The sequence below is a fragment of the Methylobacterium sp. WL120 genome (genome assembly GCF_008039465.1).
GTDB classification, from domain to species: domain Bacteria; phylum Pseudomonadota; class Alphaproteobacteria; order Rhizobiales; family Beijerinckiaceae; genus Methylobacterium; species Methylobacterium cerastii.
In genome coordinates, this window is sequence record NZ_VRUT01000057.1 from 1 (window position 1) to 22,161 (window position 22,161).

16 protein-coding genes are annotated in these 22,161 nt (G+C 72.0%); 15 read left to right on the forward strand and 1 reads right to left on the reverse strand.

Translation table 11 applies throughout. The features are described 5' to 3' along the window. Positions 1-515 precede the first annotated feature (515 nt). The 14 genes from FV229_RS12560 (at position 516) to FV229_RS12625 (ending at position 18,663) form a co-directional block, all read left to right on the forward strand. Positions 516-1,172: a protein-L-isoaspartate O-methyltransferase gene (locus FV229_RS12560; protein WP_147752306.1), complete on the forward strand. Its 657-nt coding sequence runs from the start codon at positions 516-518 to the stop codon at positions 1,170-1,172. Positions 1,173-1,356: 184 nt separating this feature from the next. Further along, a complete protein-coding gene (locus tag FV229_RS12565) occupies positions 1,357-2,778 on the forward strand; it encodes a TolC family outer membrane protein (RefSeq protein ID WP_147752307.1) in 1,422 nt (473 codons plus the stop codon). A gap of 184 nt (positions 2,779-2,962) precedes the next feature. Then, positions 2,963-3,559, forward strand: coding sequence for a DUF2497 domain-containing protein (locus FV229_RS12570; protein WP_187275134.1), 597 nt, complete (start codon positions 2,963-2,965; stop codon positions 3,557-3,559). Between the two features lie 92 nt (positions 3,560-3,651). After that, complete coding sequence (locus tag FV229_RS12575) at positions 3,652-6,519, forward strand: valine--tRNA ligase (protein WP_147752308.1); 2,868 nt, start codon at positions 3,652-3,654, stop codon at positions 6,517-6,519. Next, positions 6,516-7,229, forward strand: a complete 714-nt coding sequence (locus FV229_RS12580; protein ID WP_147752309.1) for a DUF2459 domain-containing protein — start codon at positions 6,516-6,518, stop codon at positions 7,227-7,229. The genes FV229_RS12575 and FV229_RS12580 overlap by 4 nt, the downstream gene beginning before the upstream one ends. Before the next feature lie 144 nt (positions 7,230-7,373). After that, a complete protein-coding gene (locus FV229_RS12585) occupies positions 7,374-8,924 on the forward strand; it encodes a trypsin-like peptidase domain-containing protein (RefSeq protein ID WP_147752310.1) in 1,551 nt (516 codons plus the stop codon). Between the two features lie 182 nt (positions 8,925-9,106). Next, on the forward strand, positions 9,107-10,024 hold the full coding sequence (locus tag FV229_RS12590) for a LysR family transcriptional regulator (protein WP_147752311.1): 918 nt from the start codon (positions 9,107-9,109) through the stop codon (positions 10,022-10,024). Between the two features lie 136 nt (positions 10,025-10,160). Continuing rightward, positions 10,161-10,970: a putative hydro-lyase gene (locus tag FV229_RS12595; protein WP_147752312.1), complete on the forward strand. Its 810-nt coding sequence runs from the start codon at positions 10,161-10,163 to the stop codon at positions 10,968-10,970. A 106-nt stretch (positions 10,971-11,076) separates the two neighbouring features. Beyond that, a complete protein-coding gene (locus tag FV229_RS12600) occupies positions 11,077-12,345 on the forward strand; it encodes an MFS transporter (protein WP_147752313.1) in 1,269 nt (422 codons plus the stop codon). 26 nt (positions 12,346-12,371) lie between these two features. Beyond that, entirely contained in the window at positions 12,372-13,133 is a 762-nt protein-coding gene (locus FV229_RS12605) for a 5-oxoprolinase subunit PxpA (protein ID WP_147752314.1), read from the forward strand. A gap of 4 nt (positions 13,134-13,137) precedes the next feature. Beyond that, positions 13,138-13,893 (forward strand): allophanate hydrolase subunit 1, encoded by a 756-nt coding sequence (locus FV229_RS12610; RefSeq protein ID WP_246688171.1) that lies wholly within the window; start codon positions 13,138-13,140, stop codon positions 13,891-13,893. Then, a complete protein-coding gene (locus FV229_RS12615) occupies positions 13,890-14,909 on the forward strand; it encodes a biotin-dependent carboxyltransferase family protein (RefSeq protein ID WP_147752316.1) in 1,020 nt (339 codons plus the stop codon). Before FV229_RS12610 ends, FV229_RS12615 begins: the two co-directional genes overlap by 4 nt. 56 nt (positions 14,910-14,965) lie before the next feature. After that, entirely contained in the window at positions 14,966-15,787 is an 822-nt protein-coding gene (locus tag FV229_RS12620) for an FAD binding domain-containing protein (protein ID WP_147752326.1), read from the forward strand. Then, positions 15,784-18,663: a molybdopterin cofactor-binding domain-containing protein gene (locus tag FV229_RS12625; RefSeq protein WP_147752317.1), complete on the forward strand. Its 2,880-nt coding sequence runs from the start codon at positions 15,784-15,786 to the stop codon at positions 18,661-18,663. Before FV229_RS12620 ends, FV229_RS12625 begins: the two co-directional genes overlap by 4 nt. A 3-nt stretch (positions 18,664-18,666) precedes the next feature. Here the strand turns inward: FV229_RS12625 and hydA are convergent, their stop codons facing one another. Next, positions 18,667-20,076: a dihydropyrimidinase gene (gene hydA, locus FV229_RS12630; RefSeq protein ID WP_147752318.1), complete on the reverse strand. Its 1,410-nt coding sequence runs from the start codon at positions 20,074-20,076 to the stop codon at positions 18,667-18,669. A 113-nt stretch (positions 20,077-20,189) separates the two neighbouring features. Between hydA and FV229_RS12635 the strand changes: the two genes are divergently transcribed. Continuing rightward, a complete protein-coding gene (locus tag FV229_RS12635; RefSeq protein WP_147752319.1) occupies positions 20,190-21,995 on the forward strand; it encodes an adenine deaminase C-terminal domain-containing protein in 1,806 nt (601 codons plus the stop codon). Positions 21,996-22,161 lie beyond the last annotated feature (166 nt).

Here is a 22,161-nt window from a genome sequence, read left to right on the forward strand (position 1 = left end):
GGCCGGCCGAAGAGCGCCGAGCCCTTGTCGACGGGGGGCGCGGCGGGGGCGGGGCTCGCCGGCTGCTGCGCCGCGGCGCCCTGCAGGGCGAGGCAGGTCATCGCCAGGGCGGCGAGGCTTCGGCTCAGGACGGGTGTCACACGGCGTCTCCCAGGCTGGGCAGGATGCAGGTTCGGCGGATGCAGGTTCGGCAGGATGCAGGCTCGGCAGGATGCAGGCTCGGCGGGATGAAGGCGCGCCGCGCCGGCTCCCGTTCGCAATCGCATACGTTATTCACAACATGCGCCGCCAAAGCGAGGGCCGGCGCCGCGACCGGGAAACAGCAGCCCCGCCCCGTCACCCGCCGGCGCGGATGCCCTGACGAACGCACCCGCGCGCGGCAGGCCGGCCCGGCGCAACCTTGCCTTTTGGCATCCGATCCCCGAGAAACCGGCTGATCCGGAAGCGTGAGCGCGGCGTCGAGCCGGCGCTCGGCGAAACCGGAACGATCGAACCGCGTCGAGGAACCCGTCTCCATGCTCGATTACGCGCAGGCCCGACGCCTGATGGTCGACTGCCAGCTCCGGACCTTCGACGTGAACGACATCACGGTGCTCGACGCGTTCGATGCGGTGCCGCGCGAGGATTTCGTGCCGCCGGGGGCGGAGCCCTTCGCCTACATCGACCAGAATCTGAAGCTCGGCGGCAGCGAGGGCGACGTCCGCTACATGCCGGCCTCGATGCTGCTCGCCCGGATGATCCAGGCGCTGCGCGTCGGCAACGGCACGCGCGTGCTCGATGTCGGCACCGGATACGGCTACGCCGCCGCCCTGATGGCGCGCCTCGGCGGCCGGGTCACGGCCCTCGAAGCCGATCCCGCCCTGGCCGAGGCGGCGCGGGCACGGCTCGCCGGGACGCAGGTCGAGGTGGCGGAAGGACCGCTCACCGAGGGCCAGCCCAAGGCCGGCCCCTACGACGCGATCCTGATCAACGGCCGCGTCGAGGTCCGCCCGCAGGCGCTCCTCGACCAGCTCAAGGACGAGGGCCGCCTCGTCTGCGTGCTCGGACGCGACAAGTCGGCGAAGGCGACCCTGTTCGTCCGCGCCGGCGACGCCTTCGGCGCCCGCCCGCTGTTCGACGCCGCCCTGCCGGGCCTCGCGGCGTTCCGCGAAGAGGCCGGCTTCGCGTTCTGAGCGGCGCGTCGGTGCACCCCGGTCGCGCGCCGGGGGTGTCGCTTTTATGCGCCACGTCGGAACGATTTGGGGGCGGGCCGCCCGTTGGCCTGGGCCAGGTCTTAACGAATAGGCTAAGGTTCGCCCCAGGGCGGGCGTGACCGGGCCGGCGTGCAAGCGCGGCATCCGTCGCAAGACGGACGAGATGGTCTTCGAGAAACCGCAAGGGCTGATCGACGTGACACAACGCAAACCTGCGACGCGCCCCGCGCTTCGGCTGGCCGGCTTCGCCGTCGCAGCCGGGCTGGCGGCTGGTCCGGCGGCGTCCGAGACGCTCGAATCGGCGCTCGCGAAGGCCTATGGCGGCAACCCGCAGCTCAATGCCAGCCGCGCGAACGTGCGAGCGACCGATGAGAATGTCGCGATCGCGAAGTCCGGCTACCGGCCGACCGCGGCCATTAGCGCCGACATCGGCCAGAGTTACCTCGAAGGCCGCGTCTCCCGCCAGCAGCTCGCCGTGACGACGACGCCGGGAGGCGCCGGGCTCACGGTCAACCAGACCCTGTTCAACGGGTTCCAGACGGACAACAACACCCGCCGCGCCGAGTCGAACGTCTACAGCCAGCGCGAGAGCCTGCGCTCCACCGAGATGACGGTGCTGTACAGCGGCGTCACCTCCTACATGAACGTGCTCAGCAACACCGCGACCCTGGAGCTGAACCGCAACAACGTCGAGGTGCTCGAGGAGCAGCTCCGCCAGACCCGCGACCGCTTCAACGTCGGCGAGGTCACCCGCACCGACGTCGCCCAGGCCGAGGCCCGCCTCGCCGGCGCCCGCTCGCAGGTCAGCGTCGCGGAATCGAACCTGCGCACCAGCATCGGCACCTATCGCCAGAACATCGGCGTCGAGCCGCGTCAGCTCGCCCCCGGCCGCCCCCTCGACCGCTACGTCCCGGCCAGCCTCGATGCGGCGATCGCCATCGGCCTGCAGGAGCACCCGCAGATCCTGTCGGCGCTGCATGCGGTCGACGCGGCCGAGGCGCAGGTCAAGGTCCTCGAAGGCGCCCTCTACCCGACGGTCGGCCTGCAGGGCAGCGTCCAGCAGCGCTACGACCAGACTTTCCCCGGCGACAACTTCGTGTCCGCGTCGATCGTCGGCCGCGTGACGATCCCGCTCTACCAGGGCGGACAGGAATACGCGCAGATCCGCCAGCAGAAGGAGGTCGTCGGCCAGACCCGCATCCAGGCCGACCTCGTCCGCGACCAGGTCCGCGCCCAGGTTGTGGACTTCTGGGGCCGCCTGGAGGCGGCCAAGGCTCAGGTGATCGCGGCCCAGGCCCAGGTTCAGGCCAACGAGGTCGCCCTCAACGGCGTGCGCGAGGAGGCCCGCGTCGGGCAGCGCACGACCCTCGACGTGTTGAACGCGCAGCAGGAACTGCTCAACGCCCGGGTGAACCTCATCACCGCCCAGCGCGACCGGGTGATCTACTCGTACGGCGTGGTCCAGGCGATCGGCCGCCTGACGGTACGCTACACCGCGGTGCCGGTGGCCGCCTACAGCGCCAAGGTCCACTACGACCAGGTCAAGGACCTGTGGTACGGCGTGCGCTCGCCGGACGGCCGCTGAGGCGACGCGAATCGCGCGGGTTCCCCTGCGGGGAGCCCGGCAGGCCCGGCCGACCGGAATGCGGCGACCGAGACGTGATTTCCCGAGGACTGTGCTTCCGCTGCGCTTGTCGTGCGAGCGCAGCGTGGAATACTCCATCGGATAGGTGTTTTCCGTTCCTCTCACGTTTTCGAGCGCCGTCCGGATGAGTGCAGCGAGCCCCAAGATCCAGGACAAGGCGACGGAGAAGGCGCACGAGCCTTCCATGGAGGAGATCCTGGCCTCGATCCGCCGGATCATCGCCGACGACCAGGCCGTGAAGCCGCCGGAGCCGGCCGCCGTCCGGCCGCCCACGCACGAGAACGACGACGTGCTCGACCTCGCCGACATGGACGAGCCGGCACCACCGCCGCGCCCGGCCGCGAAGCCCGCTCCGCTCGAACTCGAGGCCTTGGACTTCGACGCGATCGACTTCGACGCGCTGGAGGTGGAACCCGAGCCCGAGCCGCCCCCCGCGCTGCGTGCGGCCGCGCCCCAGCCCGCACGCCGCCCGGAGCCGGCATATGACCCCGAACCTGAGGCGGAGACCGCGCCGCTGATCTCCTCGGCGGCCGGCGCCAGCGTGAACCAGGCCTTCAACCTGCTCGCCAACACCGTGTCGAGCCAGAACGCGCGCAGCCTGGAGGATCTCGTCCAGGACATGCTGAAGCCGATGCTCAAGGCGTGGCTCGACGACAACCTGCCGGTGATGGTCGAGCGGCTGGTGCGCGTCGAGATCGAGCGGGTCGCCCGCGGCCGCTGACGGTACCTCCGTTACGGGCCGTGTTGACGGGAGGCCCGTGACGGGTTGAAAGCGGGCTCGAAATTCCGAGACGGACCCGCGATCACCCGCCCATGATGGACAAGACCTTCGACCCGGCCGGCGCCGAGGCGCGCGCGCGCGCCGCGTGGACGGACGCCGACGCCTTCCGCGCCGGGCGCCCGGACCGGGCCGGCGCCGAGCCCTACTGCATCGTCATCCCGCCGCCGAACGTGACGGGCTCGCTGCATATCGGCCACGCGCTCAACAACACCCTGCAGGACATCCTCGCCCGCTTCGAGCGGATGCGCGGCCGCGACGTGCTGTGGCAGCCGGGCATGGACCATGCCGGCATCGCCACGCAGATGGTGGTCGAGCGCCGGATGGCGGAGGCGCAGGAGCCCGGCCGCCGCGAGATCGGCCGCGCGGCCTTCCTCGACAAGGTCTGGGCCTGGAAGGCGGAATCGGGCGGCGCCATCGTCTCGCAGCTCAAGCGGCTCGGCGCCTCCTGCGACTGGTCGCGCGAGCGCTTCACCATGGGCGAGCGCGGGGCGCCGGACGAGCAGATGGTCCGCGCGGTCACGAAGGTCTTCGTCGACCTGCATGCCCAGGGGCTGATCTACCGCGACAAGCGCCTCGTGAACTGGGACCCGAAGTTCCAGACCGCGATCTCGGACCTCGAGGTCCAGCAGGTCGAGGTGAAGGGCCACCTCTGGCACTTCGACTATCCGGTGGTGGACGAGGCCGGCGCCGAGACCGGGGCGATCATCACCGTCGCGACGACGCGCCCCGAGACGATGCTCGGCGACACGGCGGTGGCGGTCCACCCGGAGGACGAGCGCTACACCGCGCTCGTCGGCAGCTACGTGCGCCTGCCGCTGGTCGGCCGCCTGATCCCGATCGTCGCCGACGACTACTCGGACCCGGAGAAGGGCACCGGCGCGGTCAAGATCACGCCCGCGCACGACTTCAACGACTTCGAGGTCGGCCGCCGCCACGGCTGCCGCCCGATCAACATCCTGGACAGCGAGGCGCGGATCGCGCTCGACGGCAACGCCGACTTCCTGGCCGACGCGAACCCGGATGCGGAGGCGCTGGCCCTCCACGGCCTCGACCGCTTCGCGGCCCGCAAGGCCGTGGTCGCGCTGATGGAAGCGGCAGGGCGCCTTCGGGAGATCGAGGCCAACACCCATGCCGTCCCGCACGGCGACCGCTCGGGCGTGGTGATCGAGCCCTACCTCACCGACCAGTGGTACGTGAACGTGAAGCCGCTGGCCGAGCGCGCGCTGCAGGCGGTGCGCGACGGGCGCACCCGCTTCGTGCCGGAGAATTCGGAGAAGACGTTCTTCCAGTGGCTCGAGAACATCGAGCCGTGGTGCATCTCGCGCCAGCTCTGGTGGGGGCACCAGATCCCGGTCTGGTACGGCAGGAAGAAGGATGAGGCGGGTACAAGTGGAGCGCGAACCCTACCGTTCGCACTAACGGATTTCTGCGCCACATCGGAAGCGGACGCGATCGAGCTGGCAAAAGCCTACTACGGTACGCCGAATGTCGTTGTTGTTGCCGAACCACCCGCCTTCAAACGCACCGATCCTCGCAACTACGATTTCCGCGATGAAAGCGGTCCTTACGAAATCTGGCGGGACGAGGACGTCCTCGACACCTGGTTCTCCTCCGCCCTGTGGCCGTTCTCGACGCTCGGCTGGCCGGAGAAGACCGCGGAACTCGCGCGCTACTACCCGACCAACACGCTCGTCACCGGCAAGGACATCCTGTTCTTCTGGGTCGCGCGGATGATGATGTTCGGCCTGCACGTCACCGACGACGTGCCGTTCGACACGGTCTACCTGCACACGCTGGTGCGCGACGCCTCCGGTGCCAAGATGTCGAAGTCGAAGGGCAACGTCGTCGACCCGCTCGGGCTAATCGAGCAGTACGGCGCCGACGCCTTGCGCTTCACCCTGACGGCGCTCGCCGCGCAGGGGCGGGACATCAAGCTCAGCCCGGCCCGCGTCGAGGGCTACCGCAACTTCGCGACCAAGCTCTGGAACGCCGCGCGCTTCGCCGAGATGAACGGCTGCGCCCTCGATCCCGCCTTCGACCCGAAGGCGGTGCGGGAGCCGCTGAACCGCTGGGCGCTCGGCGAGGCGGCGCGCGCGGTCGCCGAGGTCACGGCAGCCCTGGAGGCCTACCGCTTCAACGACGCGGCGGCCGGGGCCTACCGTTTCGTCTGGAACATTTTCTGCGACTGGACGATCGAACTCGCCAAGCCCGTGCTGCAGGGCGAGGGCGTCGAGGCCGGGCTGAAGGCGGAGACGCAAGCCACCATCGCCTTCATCATCGACCAGATCGCCAAGCTCCTGCATCCGTTCATGCCGTTCCTCACCGAGGAGCTGTGGGCGATCAAGGGCGAGGCGATCGCCAACCGCGGCCTGCTCACGCTCCAGTCCTGGCCCGACCTGTCGGGGCTGGCGGATGCCGAGGCCGAGGCCGAGATCGGCTTCGTCGTCGACCTCGTCTCCGAGGTGCGCTCGGCCCGCTCCGAGACCGGGGTGCCCGCGGGCGCCCAGGTCCCGCTGGTGATCGTCGGCGCCGACGCAGGCGTGCGCGTGCGCGTCGGCGCCTGGCACGACACGCTGGTGCGGCTCGCCCGCCTGTCCGAGATCGGCTTCGCCGACGCCGCCCCGCGGAACGCGGTGCAGCTCCTCGTGCGCGGCAGCGTGGCGGCACTGCCGCTGGAAGGGATCGTCGACCTCGGCGCCGAGGTGGCGCGCCTGAAGAAGGAGGCCGCCAAGGCCGAGGGCGAGATCCGGAAGCTCGACGGCAAGCTCGGCAACGCCGACTTCGTGGCGCGCGCCCCCGAAGAGGTCATCGAGGAGAGCCGCGAGCGGCGCGAGGCCGAGGCCGAGCGGCTGGCCAAGCTCCAGGAGGCGCTGGCGCGGTTGAGCGACCAAGCCGCTTGATCCTGCGCCGGCTGGCGAAGGGGCTCGCCGGCGCCGTCGGATCGCTCGTCGGATTGTTCGTCCTCGCCGCAATCCTCACGGCGAGGCCAGGCGACCCGGCGCTCTATCCACCACCGGACCCAGCGCCCCGGACGATCCACGTGGTCAGCCACGGCTGGCACAGCGGGGTGGCCCTGCCGCTCTCGGCGCTGACCGGGCCCGGCGCCGGCCCGGCCTTGCGCGACATCGCCGTGCGGTTCCGCGCCTATCCCACCCTCGAATTCGGCTGGGGCGAGGCCCGGTTCTACGCCGCGACGCCCACGCTCGCGGAGTTCGATTGGCGGCTGGCGCTCGATGCGCTGTTCACGCCCGGCGGCAGCGACGGGGTGATCCAGGTGGTCGGCCTCGATGCGGACCCGCGCACGAGCTTTCCCCGCGCCGACATCCTGGCGGTGCCGGTCTCGGCCGCCGGCCTTGAGCGGCTCGTCGCGCGGCTCGAGGCGAGCTTCGCCCGCGTCGACGGCCATCCGGTCGACGTCGGTCCCGGCCTCTACGGGCCGAGCCTGTTCTACAGGGGCGCAGGCCGCTTCTCCTGGACGAACGTGTGCAACCACTGGACCGCCGGGCTCGTCAACGCCGCAGGCCTGCCGGTGGCGCCGGTGATCGCGACGCTGCCGGGCGGGCTCATCCTCGACCTCGAATGGCGCTCCGGGGTGACGGCGGTTCCATGATGCCGGCGGCCGCCGAGGGCGGACCGGCGAACCTGTCGAAACGGTAATGCGCCGGTCACGGGCGGGTGAGGCGCTGGTCTCTAGAACGAACGCATCGCCCGCTGACGCCGGCGGCGCAGACGATTTCTCCTGGAGACCTATCGCATGTCCGTTCCCCAGACCCGCACCTCCGCCCGATACAGCCGCCGGGCCCTGGCCTCGGTCGCGACCGCCGCCCTCATCGCCGGCGGCGCCGTCGGCAGCGGCTACCTGCCCGCCGCCACCCCCGCCTTCGCCCAGGCGCTGCCGCAGACACCGATCGCCGCGCCGGAGCACCCGCCGGGCTCGTTCGCCAACATCGTCGACAAGGTGAAGCCGGGCGTCGTCTCGGTGAAGGTGAAGCTCGACGACGCCGCCTCCAGCGACGACGAGGAAGGCCCGGGCAACCAGCAGGGCCAGAACCTGCAGAACGTCCCGCCGCAGCTGCGCGAATTCTTCAAGCGCTTCGGCCAGAACGGCCAGAACGGCGGCCCGCCCGGCATGCAGCCGCAGCGCCAGGGCCCGCGCGGGGCGGTCGGCTCCGGCTTCATCATCTCGGCCGACGGGTACGTCGTCACCAACAATCACGTCGTCGACCACGCTAAGACCGTGCAGGTGACCCTCGACGACGGCCGGACGCTCGACGCCAAGGTGATCGGCAAGGATTCCAAGACCGACATCGCGCTCCTGAAGATCAAGGATTCCGGCAGCTACCCCTACGTCCAGTTCGGCAAGGCGGCCCCGCGGGTCGGCGACTGGGTGGTGGCGATCGGCAACCCGTTCGGCCTCGGCGGCACGGTGACCGCGGGCATCGTCTCGGCCCGCGGCCGTGACATCGGCGCCGGCCCCTACGACGACTTCCTGCAGATCGACGCGCCGATCAACAAGGGCAATTCCGGCGGCCCGACCTTCAACGTCAACGGCGAGGTCGTGGGCGTGAACACCGCCATCGCCTCGCCGTCGGGCGGCAGCGTCGGCCTCGCCTTCGCCATCCCGTCCGAGACCGTGCAGGCGGTGGTCGACCAGCTCAAGACCGACGGCAAGGTCGCCCGCGGCTACCTCGGCGTGCAGGTCCAGCCGGTGACGCAGGACATCGCCGAGGGTCTCGGCATGGCCAAGCCGAAGGGCGCCCTGATCGACCACGCCGAGGACGGGACCCCTGCGGCCAAGGCCGGCCTCAAGTCCGGCGACGTGATCGAGTCGGTCAACGGCAACCCGATCAACGACGCGAAGGAGCTGTCCCGCAAGATCGCCGGCCTGAAGCCCGGTGCGAAGGTGGAGATCGCCTACCTTCGCGGCGGCAAGTCGGACAACGCGACGATCACGCTCGGCGCGCTCCCGACCGACGGGTCGAAGGTGGCCTCGTCGGATACCGGGATGTCCGGCGGCCAGCCGCGGCTCGGCCTCGGCCTGGCGCCGGCCTCCGAAGTCGGCCTGTCCGACAGCGGCGTCGCGGTGGTGCAGGTCGACCCGGACGGCCCGGCGGCCGCCAAGGGCATCGAGCAGGGCGACGTCATCCTCGACGTCGCGGGCAAGAGCGTGACGCGCCCCTCCGACGTCGCCGAGCAGATCCGCACAGCCGAGGCGAGCGGACGCAAGGCGGTGCTGATGCGGGTGAAGAGCAGCAAGGGCGTGACCCGCTTCGTGGCGATCTCGCTCACCAAGAACGACGGCTGATCCGCCCTCGGTAGATCCCGACGACAGGACGACGCAGGCATCGGCACACCGCCGGTGCCTGCGTCGTCGGCGTTTCCATGTCGTCACGAGAGACATCTTGGCTCGCCCGCCCCGGCGGCGCGCGATATGCTTGGTTCCTCGCCTGCGCACGAGCGCCGGGACCAGCACCGGATTGTTGCGAGATGGCCGATTTCCGGAGCCTCGAGGTCTTCTACTGGGTCGCGACGCTGTCCAGCTTCCGCCGGGCGAGCGAGCAGGTGAACACGACCCAGCCCGCCGTGTCGCAGCGCATCGCCGCGCTGGAGCACGAATACGGCACGCTGTTCGAGCGCCGCAGCCGCGACGTCGCGCTGACGGAGCGCGGGCGGGTGCTGTTCGGGTTCGCCGAGCGGTTCCTGTCGCTCCAGGCGGAGATGGGGGCGGCCCTGGCGGAAACCGGCCGCACGATGGGGACGCTGCGGCTCGGCGTCTCCGAAACGATCGTCCACCTCTGGCTGTCGCGGTTCATCGAGCGGATGCGGGCGGCCCTGCCGGGGATCAGCGTCGACATCGCCGTCGACATCTCGCCGAACATGCAGGCGGCGCTCGCCGCCAACGAGATCGACCTCGCCTTCCTCGTCGGGCCGATCACCCTGCCGAGCCTCGCCAACCGGCCGCTCTTCAGCATCCCGGTCGCCTGGATCGCCGCACCGGGGCTGGTGCCGGAGGATGGGGCCCTGAGCCTCGGGGCGCTGATCCGCCATCCCCTGATCACCTACCCCCGGAACACCGGCCCCTACGTCGAGCTGCGCGACCTCGTGCTTCGGGCGAACCTGCTGCCCAGCCAGATCCACACCAGCGCGTCGCTGGCGACGATCGTGAAGATGGGGATCGAGCGGCTGGGGATCTGCGTGATTCCGCCGGCCGTCGTCCGGGACGAGCTGGCGGCCGGGGCGCTGCGGATCCTGCCCGCCGAGCAATTCCTTTCGGACCTGAACTTCACCGCCACCTTCGCCAAGCGCCCCGACGCGCACTTCGTCGCCGACGCCGCGCGCATCGCGCAGGAGGTCGCCGCGGATTGGGCCGCGGGCCGACAAGCGGATCGGGCCGCTGGCCGATAAGGCGAGGTTATCGCGCCTCATTCGCAATGACGATTGGCGCGGAAAGAAGCGCGGTGCGAACCTGCCTATCGAGACGGCACAGGCCCGATCGGGTCGAGGCCCGCGCCCCCGGGGCGTCGAGACCAGGAGGCGTGCGGTGACCCTGCATTTCCACCCTTCCCCCGCCGCCTATGCGGATGCGCGCGCGGCCCGGCGCGCCATCCGAAGCGGGGAATGGCGCAGGCACACGTCCGGCCTCGCTCCGGCCCACGTCCAGGGCAACCTGATGATCCTGCCGCAGGCGCTGGCGCAGGACTTCCAGACCTTCTGCCAGCAGAACCCGAAGCCCTGCCCGGTGCTCGGCGTCTCCCGGCCCGGCGCCCGCGACCTCCCCACGCTCGGCGCCGACCTGGACCTCGCCACCGACGTGCCGGGCTACGTCGTCTACGAGGACGGCGAGAAGGTCGCCGAGGTGGGCGACCTGACGCCCCTGTGGCGCGACGACTTCGTGACCTTCGTCCTCGGGTGCTCGTTCTCGTTCGAGTCGGCGCTGATCGAAGCCGGCATCCCCCTTCGCCACGTCGCGCAAGGGCGCAACGTCGCGATGTACAAGACGTCGATCCCGACCCAGCCCGCCGGCCCGTTCCACGGACCGCTCGTGGTCTCGATGCGGCCGATGCGGGCGGCCGACGCGATCAAGGCGGTGCAGGTGACGGCGCGGGTGCCCGCCGTGCACGGCGCCCCCGTCCACCTCGGCGACCCGAGCCTGATCGGCATCGCCGACATCGCCAAGCCGGATTTCGGCGACGCGATCGACATCGCGCCCGACGAGATCCCGGTCTTCTGGGCCTGCGGGGTGACGCCCCAGGCGGTGGCGATGGCCGCGCGCCTGCCGCTGTGCATCACCCACGCCCCCGGCCTGATGCTGATCACCGACCTTTTGAACCGGGACCTACCGTACCGCTGAGGCCAAACCCGGCTTCGCGGAAGCCGCCGCATGCTTCGGCGAGCCGGCGCGCCGACACGCACCATGAAGACATGACCCGATCCCACCCGAGAACGTGAGCAATGCCATGTGGTTGAAAGACACGAGCCCGCCGGAAAGACGCGTCCTGGCCGCCGCCTTCGCCGGATACGGCATCGATGCCTTCGACTACATGATCTACACCTTCCTCATACCGACGCTGGTGATCGTGTGGGGGCTGACGACGGTCCAGGCCGGCAACATCGCCACCGCCGCGCTCGTCACCTCGGCGGTGGGCGGCTGGGCCGCGGGCATCCTCGCCGACCGGTACGGGCGGGTCGTCGTGCTGCAGGGGACCGTGCTGTGGTTCACCATGTTCACGGTGCTGTCCGGGTTCACGCATTCCTACGAGCAGTTGCTGTTCACCCGCGCCATGCAGGGCTTCGGCTTCGGCGGCGAATGGTCGGTGGGCTCGGTGCTGATCGCCGAGACGATCCAGGCGCGCTACCGCGGCAAGGCGGTCGGCCTCGTCCAGTCGAGCTGGGCGGTGGGCTGGGCCGTCGCGGCCATCGCCTTCTGGGCGGTCTTCGCCCTGGTCGAGCCGGCGTCCGGCTGGCGCATCCTGTTCTGGATCGGGGCGGTGCCCTCGGTGCTGATCTTCTGGATCCGCCGCAACATCGAGGATCCGGAGGTCTACCGGCAGACCCGCTCGGCCATGCACGCGGTCGGCGACCGGGGCAACTTCCTGCAGATCTTCTCCCGAGACCTGATCGGCCGGACGGCGCTCGCGAGCCTCCTCGCCACCGGGATGCAGGGCGGCTACTATGCCGTCACGACCTGGCTGCCGACCTATCTCAAGACCGAGCGCAACCTCTCGGTGCTCAACACCAGTGGCTACCTGCTGATGCTGATCTTCGGCTCCTTCCTCGGCTACCTGACGAGCGCCTACCTCTCCGACCGGATCGGCCGCCGCAAGGGCTTCATCCTGTTCGGGTTCTGCGCCGGCCTGCTCGTGCTCGGCTACACCCTGGCGCCGATCACCGACACGGCGATGCTGTTCCTGGGCTTTCCGCTCGGCTTCTTCCTGTCCGGCGTCTTCTCCGGCATGGGCGCCTACCTCAGCGAGCTGTTCCCGAGCCGGGTCCGGGGGTCGGCCCAGGGGTTCTGCTACAATTTCGGCCGGGCCACCGGGGCGGCCTGCCCGGCGCTGGTCGCGCATCTGTCCGGATCGCTGACGCTGGGCATCGCCATCGGGGTCGTGGCGGCCAGCGCCTATTGCCTCGTGATCCTGGCGGCCCTCCTGCTCCCCGAGACCGCCGGCCGCGAGCTCGACGCAGACGGGGCGACCCCGGCCGTGACAATGCCGGCGGCGGCGTGACCAGCGACGGGACGGGAGCAGCGGACATGGCGAGCGTCGACCTGAACTCCGACCTCGGCGAGGGCTTCGGCGCCTACGCCTGCGGCGACGACGTGGCGATGCTCGGCATCGTCACCTCGGCCAACGTCGCCTGCGGGATGCATGCGGGCGACCCTGAGATCATGGCCGAGACCTTCGCGCGGGCGAAGGCGAACGGCGTCGCGGTGGGAGCCCATCCGGGCTTCCCCGACCTGTGGGGCTTCGGGCGGCGGCGGATGCCGTTCACCCCGCCCGAGATCGAGCGCCTCGTCGCCTACCAGGTCGGGGCCGCGCAGGCGCTCGCGACTTACGCCGGCCACCGCGTCACCTACGTGAAGGCGCACGGGGCGCTCGCCAACCTCGCCGCCGCCGAGCGCGACGTCGCCGACGCCATCGCCCGGGCGGTGCGGGCCGTCGACCGCGACCTCGCGCTGCTCGCCATCGCCCTCACCGCGCAGGTGCCGGCCGGCGAGGCAGCGGGCCTCGAGATCCACCAGGAGATCTTCGCCGACCGCGGCTACACAGAGGACGGGCAGCTCATCGCCCGCGGCCAACCCGGCGCAATGATCGAGAGCGCGGAGGAGGCGGCGAGCCGCGTCCTCGCGATGGTGGAATCCGGCGCGATCGTGACGGCGCAGGGCACCCGCCTGCCGACGCCGATCCGCTCGGTCTGCGTCCACGGCGATTCCGCCGATGCGGTCGCCACCGCCCGCGCCGTGCGTGAAAAGCTCGAAGGCGCCGGCATCCGGCTCGCCTCGTTCCGGGCCTGAGGCGGTGGAGCAGACCCTACGCCTGCTCGATGCCGGGGAGGCGGCCCTCGTCGCCGAGTTCGGAAGCACCGTCGACCCGGCGATCAACGACCGGGTCCTGGCGCTCGACGCGGCGTTGCGCGCCGACCCGCCCGAAGGCGTCCGCGAGACCGTGCCGACCTACCGCTCGCTGATGATCCACTACGACCCGCTGGTGCTGAGCCGCGAGGCACTGGCTGGGCGCGTCATGGCGCTCGCCGACGGCGCGAACGCGAGCCGGGCAGCGCCGACCCTGTGGACGCTGCCCTGCTGCTACGCCGAGACCAGCGACGGCGAACCCTGCGGCGAGGACGTCGCCGCCATCGCCGAACTCGCCGGCCTCTCGCCGGAGCGGGTGGCCGAGCTTCACGCAGGCGCCACCTACCGGGTCTACATGTACGGGTTCGCGCCGGGCTTCGCCTATCTCGGCGGCCTTCCGAAGGCGCTCGCGGTGCCGCGCCGAGCCAAGCCCCGGCCGCCGCATCCGGCCAACGCCCTGCTGGTCGGCGGCGGCCTGGCCGCGGTCGGGACCGTGCCGATGCCGACCGGCTGGTACGTGATCGCGCGGACGCCCGCCCGCCTCTACGCGCCGGAGCGCGACGAGACCTTCCCGGTCGCGGCCGGCGACCGCATCCGCTTCGAGCCGGTCGACGCCGCGACCTATGCCGCCCTGGAACGACGCGCCGCCGCGGGCGAGGTCGTGGCCCGGCGGGAGTCCTTCGCCGAGGAGGCCACGCCGTGAGCCCCCACCTCGCGATCCGCGCCGCCGGCCCGAGCGTCACGCTCCAGGATGCCGGCCGCCACGGATACCTGCGCTACGGCATCACCGCCGCCGGGCCGATGGACCCGCTCGCCTTCGCCACCGCCAACCGCGCCGCGGGCAACCCGGAAGGCGCGACCGCGATCGAGGTCTCGGCCGGTGGCATCACCGTCGCGGCGGAGGGCGGCCCGCTCGGCCTCGTCCTGGCGAGCACGGGCTTTCGCGTCGCCCTCGACGGTCAGGCGCTTCCGGCGTCCGTCGCGCTGACCTTGGAGCCGGGCCGGACGCTCGCCGTGCGGGCGGGCGCGGCCGGCGCCTGGTGCTACATCGCCGTATGCGGCCGGGTCGCCGTCGCGCCGACGCTCGGCTCGACCGCGACCCACACCCGGTCCGGCCTGGGCGGGCTCGACGGTCGCGCGCTCGCGGCCGGCGGCAGGCTCGCCGTCGAGGAGGCCCGCGCCGGCGCCGGCGATCCGCAGGCCCTGGTCGCGCCCTGGCTCGACCGGCCGGCGGAGGTGATCCGCGTGGTGCTCGGACCGCAGGACGACGCCTTCGCGCCGGACCAGATCGCAGCCTTCCTCGCCGGCCCGTGGACGGTCGGCGGGCGCGGCGACCGCATGGCCTGCTTCCTCGACGGCCCGCGCCTGACCCATGCGCGCGGCCACGACATCGTTTCGGACGGCATCGCCATGGGCGCGATCCAGGTACCGGGCGAGGGCCTGCCGATCGTGCTGATGGCCGACCGCCAGTCGACCGGCGGCTACCCGAAGATCGCGACCGTGATCGGCCCCGACCTCGGGCGGCTGGCGCAGGCCCAGGCCGGCGCGCGGCTGCGCTTCTCCGCCGTCTCGGTCGCCGAGGCCGTCGCCGCCCGCCGGGCGGAGGCCGCCTGCCTCGTCCCCGACATCCAAACGGAGCCGGTGATCCGTACCGCGTTCCCGTCCGAGCTGCTGCTCGGCCTCAACCTCGTGGGCGGCGTGATCGACGCGAAGGGGTGATGGTGCGACGCCAGCCGCGCAAGCGGTTGGACGAAGACTTGCTTGGGCACGGCGACATGGATCTCGACACGATCACCTCCGTCCGGACGCCGCGGGAGCCCGGTGCGCTGCCGGGCTGGCGCCCGGGCGACGCATGGCTCGCCGGCGGCACCTGGCTGTTCTCTGAGCCGCAGCCGCATCTGGCCCGGCTGATCGACCTCACCGGCCTGGCGCTGCCGCCGAGCGCGGCGACCGAGGCCGCTTTGAGCCTGTCGGCCACCTGCACCATCGCCGCCCTCGACCGCATCGAGTTGCCGCGGGCCTGGATCGCCGCGCCGCTGGTCGGGCAGTGCTGCCGGGCGCTGCTCGGCTCGTTCAAGATCTGGAACCGGGCCACGGTCGGCGGCAACCTCTGCCTCGCCTTGCCTGCCGGGCCGATCATCGCACTCGGCGTGGCGCTGGACGGCGTCTGCACCATCCGCACCGGCGCGGGCGGCGAGCGCCGCATGGCGGTAGCCGACTTCGTGCTCGGGCCGCAGACGACCGCGCTCGCCCCGGACGAGGTCCTGCTGCGCCTCGACATGCCGGCGGCGGCCCTACGGCGGCGCACGGCCTTCCGCCGGATCTCGCTCAGCCCGAACGGCCGCTCCGGCGCCCTGCTGATCGGGACGCGGGACGCCGACGGCACGTTCGCCCTCACCGTCACGGCCGCCACCCGCCGCCCGGTGCGCCTCGCCTTCCCGAGATCGCCGGGCGCGGACGACCTCGCCGACGCCATCGCCGCGGGAATCGACGACGCGCTCTGGTACGACGACGTGCACGGCGCGCCGGACTGGCGGCGCCACGTCACCGGCCTGCTCGCCGAGGAGATCCGAGCCGAACTCGGGGACGCCGCATGAGGATCGTCGTCAACGGCCACGCCGAGGAGGTCGCCCCGCGCCCCGGCCAGTGCCTGCGCACCCTGCTGCGCGAGCGCGGCTGGTTCGGCGTCAAGAAGGGGTGCGACGCCGGCGATTGCGGCGCCTGCACGGTCCACCTCGACGGCGAGCCGATCCACAGCTGCCTCCTGCCGGCGTTCCGGGCCGGAGGGCGCGAGGTCACCACCATCGAGGGCCTGTCCGGCCCGTGCCGGCCGGGGCAAGGGGCATTGGATCGGGCGCCCGATGCCCAGCACCCGATGCAGGCGGCCTTCGTCGCGGCGCAGGGCTTCCAGTGCGGGTTCTGCACGCCGGGCATGATCATGACGGCGGCGGCCCTCGACCAGGGCCAGAAGCGCGACCTCGGCACGGCGCTGAAGGGCAACCTCTGCCGCTGCACCGGCTACCGCGCCATCCGCGACGCCATCGCCGGCATCGCCGCCGCCGAGGCGGCGAGCTTGCGCGACCCGATCGGCCGCAGCGTGCCCGCGCCCGCAGCGCCTGACGTGGTCTCGGGGCGCGCCGCCTACACCTTCGACCTGGCGATACCGGGCCTGCTGCACATGAAGGTGCTGCGCTCCGAGCATCCGCACGCGCGGATCGTCGCGATCGACCGCGCGGCCGCCCTGGCGCTGCCCGGGATCGTCGCGATCTTCACCCATGCGGACGTGCCGGAGGCGCGCTTCTCCACCGGCCGCCACGAGAACCCGGCCGACGACGCGCCCGACACCCGCGTGCTCGACGACGTGGTGCGCTTCGTCGGCCAGCGCGTCGCCGCGGTGGTCGCCGAGACCGAAGCCGCGGCCGAGGCCGGCGTGCGGGCGCTCAAGGTCACCTACGAACCGTTGCCCGCGGTGTTCGACCCGGATGAGGCGATGCGGCCCGACGCGCCGCGCGTCCACGCCGCCGTCCCGGCGGGCGCGGACGCGCCGCCGCTAGAAGCCCGCGCGAACCTCGCGGCCGAGGCGCACGGCCTCGTCGGCGACGTCGAGGCGGGGTTCGCCGAGGCGGATCGCGTCTACGAGGGCACCTACCGCTCGCAGCGCGTGCAGCACGCCCACCTCGAGACCCACGGCGCGATCGGCTGGCGCGACGCCGACGGCCGCCTCGTGATCCGCTCCTCGACGCAGGTGCCGTTCCTGACCCGCGACGCGCTCTGCACCTTGTTCGGCCTCGACCGGTCGCAGGTGCGGGTGGTGGCGGGCCGGGTCGGCGGCGGATTCGGCGGCAAGCAGGAGATGCTCACCGAGGACCTGGTCGCGCTGGCGGTGCTCCGCACCGGGCGCCCGGTGAAGTGGGAGTTCACCCGCCAGGAACAGTTCGTCGCCACCACCACCCGCCACCCGATGCGCGTCCGGGTGAAGCTCGGCGCGAAGGCCGACGGTACGCTGACGGCGATCCAGCTCGACGTGGTCTCGAACACCGGCGCCTACGGCAACCATGCCGGCGGCGTGCTCCACCACGGCACCAACGAGGTGATCGGTGCCTACCGCTGCCCGAACAAGCGCGTCGACGGCTACGCCGTCTACACCCACACCCTGCCGGCCGGGGCCTTCCGCGGCTACGGCCTCAGCCAGACGATCTTCGCCGTCGAATCGGCGATGGACGAGCTCGCCCGCGATTTCGGCCTCGACCCCTACGCGATGCGCCGCCGCAACGCGGTGCGGCCCGGCGATCCCATGGTCTCGACGAGCCTCGAACCGCACGACGTCGAATACGGCAGCTACGGCCTCGACCAGTGCCTCGACCTCGCCGAGCGGGCGATGGCGGCGCCTTCCGGCGACCCGCCCCCGGAGGGCTGGCGCGTCGGCGAGGGCATGGCGATGGCGATGATCGACACGATCCCGCCGCGCGGGCATTTTTCGGATGCGCGGATTGGGCTGCGCGGGGACGCAAGCGATCGCGGGTCCCCTCTCCCAAGGGGAGAGGGACAGGGTGAGGGGCGTGACCTCTCCGGCATGGTCTCATCCCTCACCCCAACCCTCTCCCGCACGGGAGAGGGGGTCCGTCGCGGTGATGGCGCCCCTTCCGGCGGCACCGTCTACGAACTGTCCGTCGGCACCGCCGAATTCGGCAACGGCACCACCACCGTGCATGCGCAGATCGCGTCTGCGGCGCTCGGCACCACGCCGGACCGCATCCGCATCCGCGCCTCCGACACCGACGCGGTCGGCCACGATACGGGCGCCTACGGCAGCACCGGCATCGTCGTGGCAGGGCGCGCGACGCTGAACGCCGCGGAGGCGCTGGCCCGCGCGATCCTGACCCGGACCGCGGCGAAGGCGGGCGTCGCGCCCGCCGACTGCCGTTTGGAGGCCGACCACGTGGCCGTTCCGGGCGGTCGCGTCGCGTTGGCCGACCTGATCGCCGAGGGCCCGCTCGAAGCGGAGGGGCGGGCCGACGGCTCGCCGCGCTCGGTCGCCTTCAACGTCCAGGCGTTCCGGGTCGCGGTGCATCCGGGCACCGGCGAGGTCCGCATCCTGCGCAGCGTCCACGCGGCCGACGCGGGGCGCGTGATCAACCCGATGCAGTGCCGCGGGCAGGTCGAGGGCGGCGTCGCGCAGGCGCTCGGCGCGGCGCTTTACGAGGACGTGCGCCTCGACGCGGAAGGCCGCGTGACCACGCAGACGTTCCGCAACTACCACATCCCCGCCTGCGCCGACGTGCCGGCGACGGAGGTGCTGTTCGCCGACACCCACGACAGCGTCGGCCCGCTCGGCGCGAAGTCGATGAGCGAGAGCCCGTTCAACCCGGTCGCCCCGGCGCTCGCCAACGCGATCCGCGACGCCACCGGCGCGCGGCTGACCGCGACCCCGTTCGCACCGGACCGGATCTTTCGGAGCGTCGGCACGCGTTGAGCCTCAGCCCGGCGCGACGCTCCGGTCGAGGACGCGGCCTTGGCCCGGCTCGGACAGCACCCGCCCATCCTCGGCGATCACCCGACCGCGCGCGATGGTCATCACCGGCCAGCCGGTCACCTGGAACCCTTCCCAGGGCGTGTAGTCGGCGCCGTGATGGAGGGCGGCTTGGCGGATCGTCTCGCGGCGGTTCGGGTCCCACAGGGTTAGGTCGGCGTCGAAGCCGGGGCCGATCGAGCCTTTGCGCGGATATAGGCCGTAGAGCTTGGCGTGGTTCGTGGCGGTGAGCGCGGCGAACTGGTTCAGCGTGATCCGCCCCGTCGACACGCCCTCCGAGAACAGAACCGGCAACCGGGTCTCGATGCCGGGGATGCCGTTCGGGATCCAGCGGAAGGAGGTTTTTCCGCGCGGGTTCAACTTGCCGGCGGGGTCGTCGTAGCGGAACGGGCAGTGGTCGGAGGAGACCACGTCGAACACCCCGCGCTGCAGGCCGGACCAGATCGCCGCCTGGCTCGCGGCGTCCCGCGGCGGCGGCGAGCAGACGTACTTCGCGCCCGACATCGGGTCGTCGCCGATCCCCTTCATGTCGTCGGCCGTGAGCGTCAGGTATTGCGGGCAGGTCTCGGCGTGGATCTTGAGGCCGCGCCCCTGCGCCCACGCGATCTGCTCCATCGCCTGCTCGCCCGAGACGTGGACGATGACGATGTCGAGGTCGACGAGCTCGGCGTGGCTGATCGCCCGGTGCGCCGCCTCGCGCTCGACCAGTTGCGGCCGCGACAGCGCATGACCGAACGGCCGGGTCTCGCCGGCCTTCTCCAGGCGTTCGCTGAGGTAGCGGATCGCGTCGTAGCCCTCGGCGTGGACCATCACGCGGGCGCCCTCGCGCCGGGCCACGTCGAACACGTCGAGGATCTGGCGGTCGTTCAGGACGAGGTCGTCGTAAGTCATGAACACCTTGAACGAGGTGTAGCCGGCGGCGATCAGCGCCGGCAGCTCCTGGCCGAGCACCGCCTCGGTCGGGTCCGAGACGATCAGGTGGATCGCCACGTCGACGTGGCACTGCCCCTCGGCCAGCGCGCGATAGGCCTCGGCCGCCTCGCGCAGGGACACGCCCCGCGGCTGCAACGCGAACGGCATCACGCAGGTGTTGCCGCCGGCCGCGGCGGCGCGGGTCGCCGAGGCGAAGTCGTCGGCCATGACGATGCCGGGGCCGGAGGGCTGCGCGATGTGGACGTGGCTGTCGATGCCGCCCGGCAGCACCAAGAGGCCGGACGCGTCGACGGTGCGGGCGGCGTCGGCCACCCGCTCGGCGACAGTGACGATGCGGCCGTCGCGGATGCCGATCTCGGCGCGGAGCGTGTCGGCGGCGGTGACGACGGTGCCGCCGCGGATCGCGAGGTCGAATTCAGGCATTGTCCTTCGTAGCCTCGTCCGTGGACCCTGATGAGGCGGGCCGGTCCGCAAGGCCCTGGCACGATGCGTGCCCCGGTAGCCCGCATCCGCCGAAGACCGATCCGGGAGCCCCGATGTCCCAAAGCCCGCTGAACCGCTTCTCCGTCGCGCCGCTGGCGACGATGACGCGCCGCCTGGCCGACGTGGCGTCGGGCCGGGCCGAGCCCGATCTGGTGATCGCGGGCGCGCGGGTACTCTCGACCTATTCCGACCGCATCCTGCCCGAGCGCGAGATCTGGGTCGCGGGCGGCCGCATCGCGGCGGTGAAGCCCGCCGGCAGCCATCGCGGCGGCGCAGCGCGGTTCGATGCGGGCGGCGGCCTGATCGCGCCGGGCCTCGTCGACCCGCACCTGCACATCGAGAGCAGCATGGTCACCGCCTGCGCCTACGCGGAGGCCGCGTTGCTCAACGGCACGACGACGATCGTCTGCGACAGCCACGAGATCGGCAACGTGCTTGATGCCGACGGCGTCGCCTGGATGCTGGAGGATGCCCGCGAGGCCCCGCTCAACATCTACCTCACGGTGCCGAGCACGGTGCCGGCGACGCGGCCGGAGCTGGAGACCGCGGGCGGCGACCTCACCGCCGAGAAGATCGCCGCCCTGTTCGACGCCTGGCCCGAGGCCGTGGGCTTGGGCGAGAAGATGGACTTCGTCGCGGTCGCGGAGGGCGACCCGCGCGCGCACGCGATCATCGCGGCATCGCTCTCGCGCGGGCGCCCGGTCTCGGGCCACATCTACGGCCGGGACTTCGTCGCGGCCTACGCCGCGTCCGGCGTCACCGACACCCACGAGGCGATCGACCGCGACATCGCCGACGACCTGCTCGACGCCGGCGTCTGGATTTTCCTGCGCGGCGGGCCGCCCACCACCCCGTGGCACTCGCTGCCGAAGGCGATCGGTACGGTCATCGACTACGGTGCCGCAGGCAAGCGGGTCTGCTGCTGCACCGACGACCGCGACGCGGAAGACCTCCTCGCCTACGGGCTCGACTGGGTGGTGCGGGAGGCGGTGCGGATGGGCATCCCGAAGCCCGCGGCCTGGTCGATGGGCTCGCTGCACCCCGCGACCCGCTACGGCCTCGACGGCGAGATCGGAGGCCTCGGCGGCGGCCGCCGGGCCGACCTCGTTCTGCTGGACGACGACCTCGTGCCGCAATCGACCTGGTACGGCGGCGAGCTGGTGGTCGAGAACCGCACGGTGACACCCCGCCTCGACGCGGCCCTGTCGCGTCCCTACCGCTACCCGGCCCGGGCCTACGCCACCGTCCATCTGCCCGACCCGGTGCCGGCGCTGGTCCCGGCGCTGCCGGCGGCGCCCTGCACGGTCAACGCGATCCGCACGACGCTGCCGGGCATCGAGCTCATGCACGAGCGCGTGGCCCTGAACCCCGCTGGGGACTGGGCGGCGACGCTCGCGGGACACGACCTGTGCCACGTCGCCGTGGTGGAGCGGCACGGACTCGGCGGCCACGCGGCGCACGGGCTGCTGCGGGCCTTCGGGCTGAAGCGGGGCGCGGTGGCGAGCAGCGTCGGCCACGATTCGCACAACCTGATCGTCGCCGGGCTGAACGAGGCCGACATGCGCGTCGCGGTCGAGGCCGTCGCGGCGCATCAGGGCGGGGTCTGCGTCGTCGAGGACGGCGCGGTCGTCGCGATGGTGCCGCTGCCGGTGGCCGGCCTTCTCTCGGACAAGCGCGTCGGCGCCGTCGCCGAGGGGGTCCGCGCCCTCAAGGTCGCCTGGGAGCGGGCCGGCTGCACCATCCCCTATATGGGCTTCAACCTGATCCCGCTCTCGGTGATCCCTCAGATCCGCATCACCGACAAGGGGTTGGTGCTGGTGCCGGAGATGCGTCAGGTGCCGCTGTTCGAGCCGGCTTGAGAGGGCGTCGAGCCCACGCCCTTCGCCGGCACGCCGTTTTCCCGGACGCCCGGAGCGTCAGCGGAAGGTGATCCGAGAACCAGCAGAAGGAAGGGCCGCACCAGCGGCTCGATACGAACAACGCAAGGCTGACGAACGGCGCAAGGGTTTCCGACGCTTCGCGACG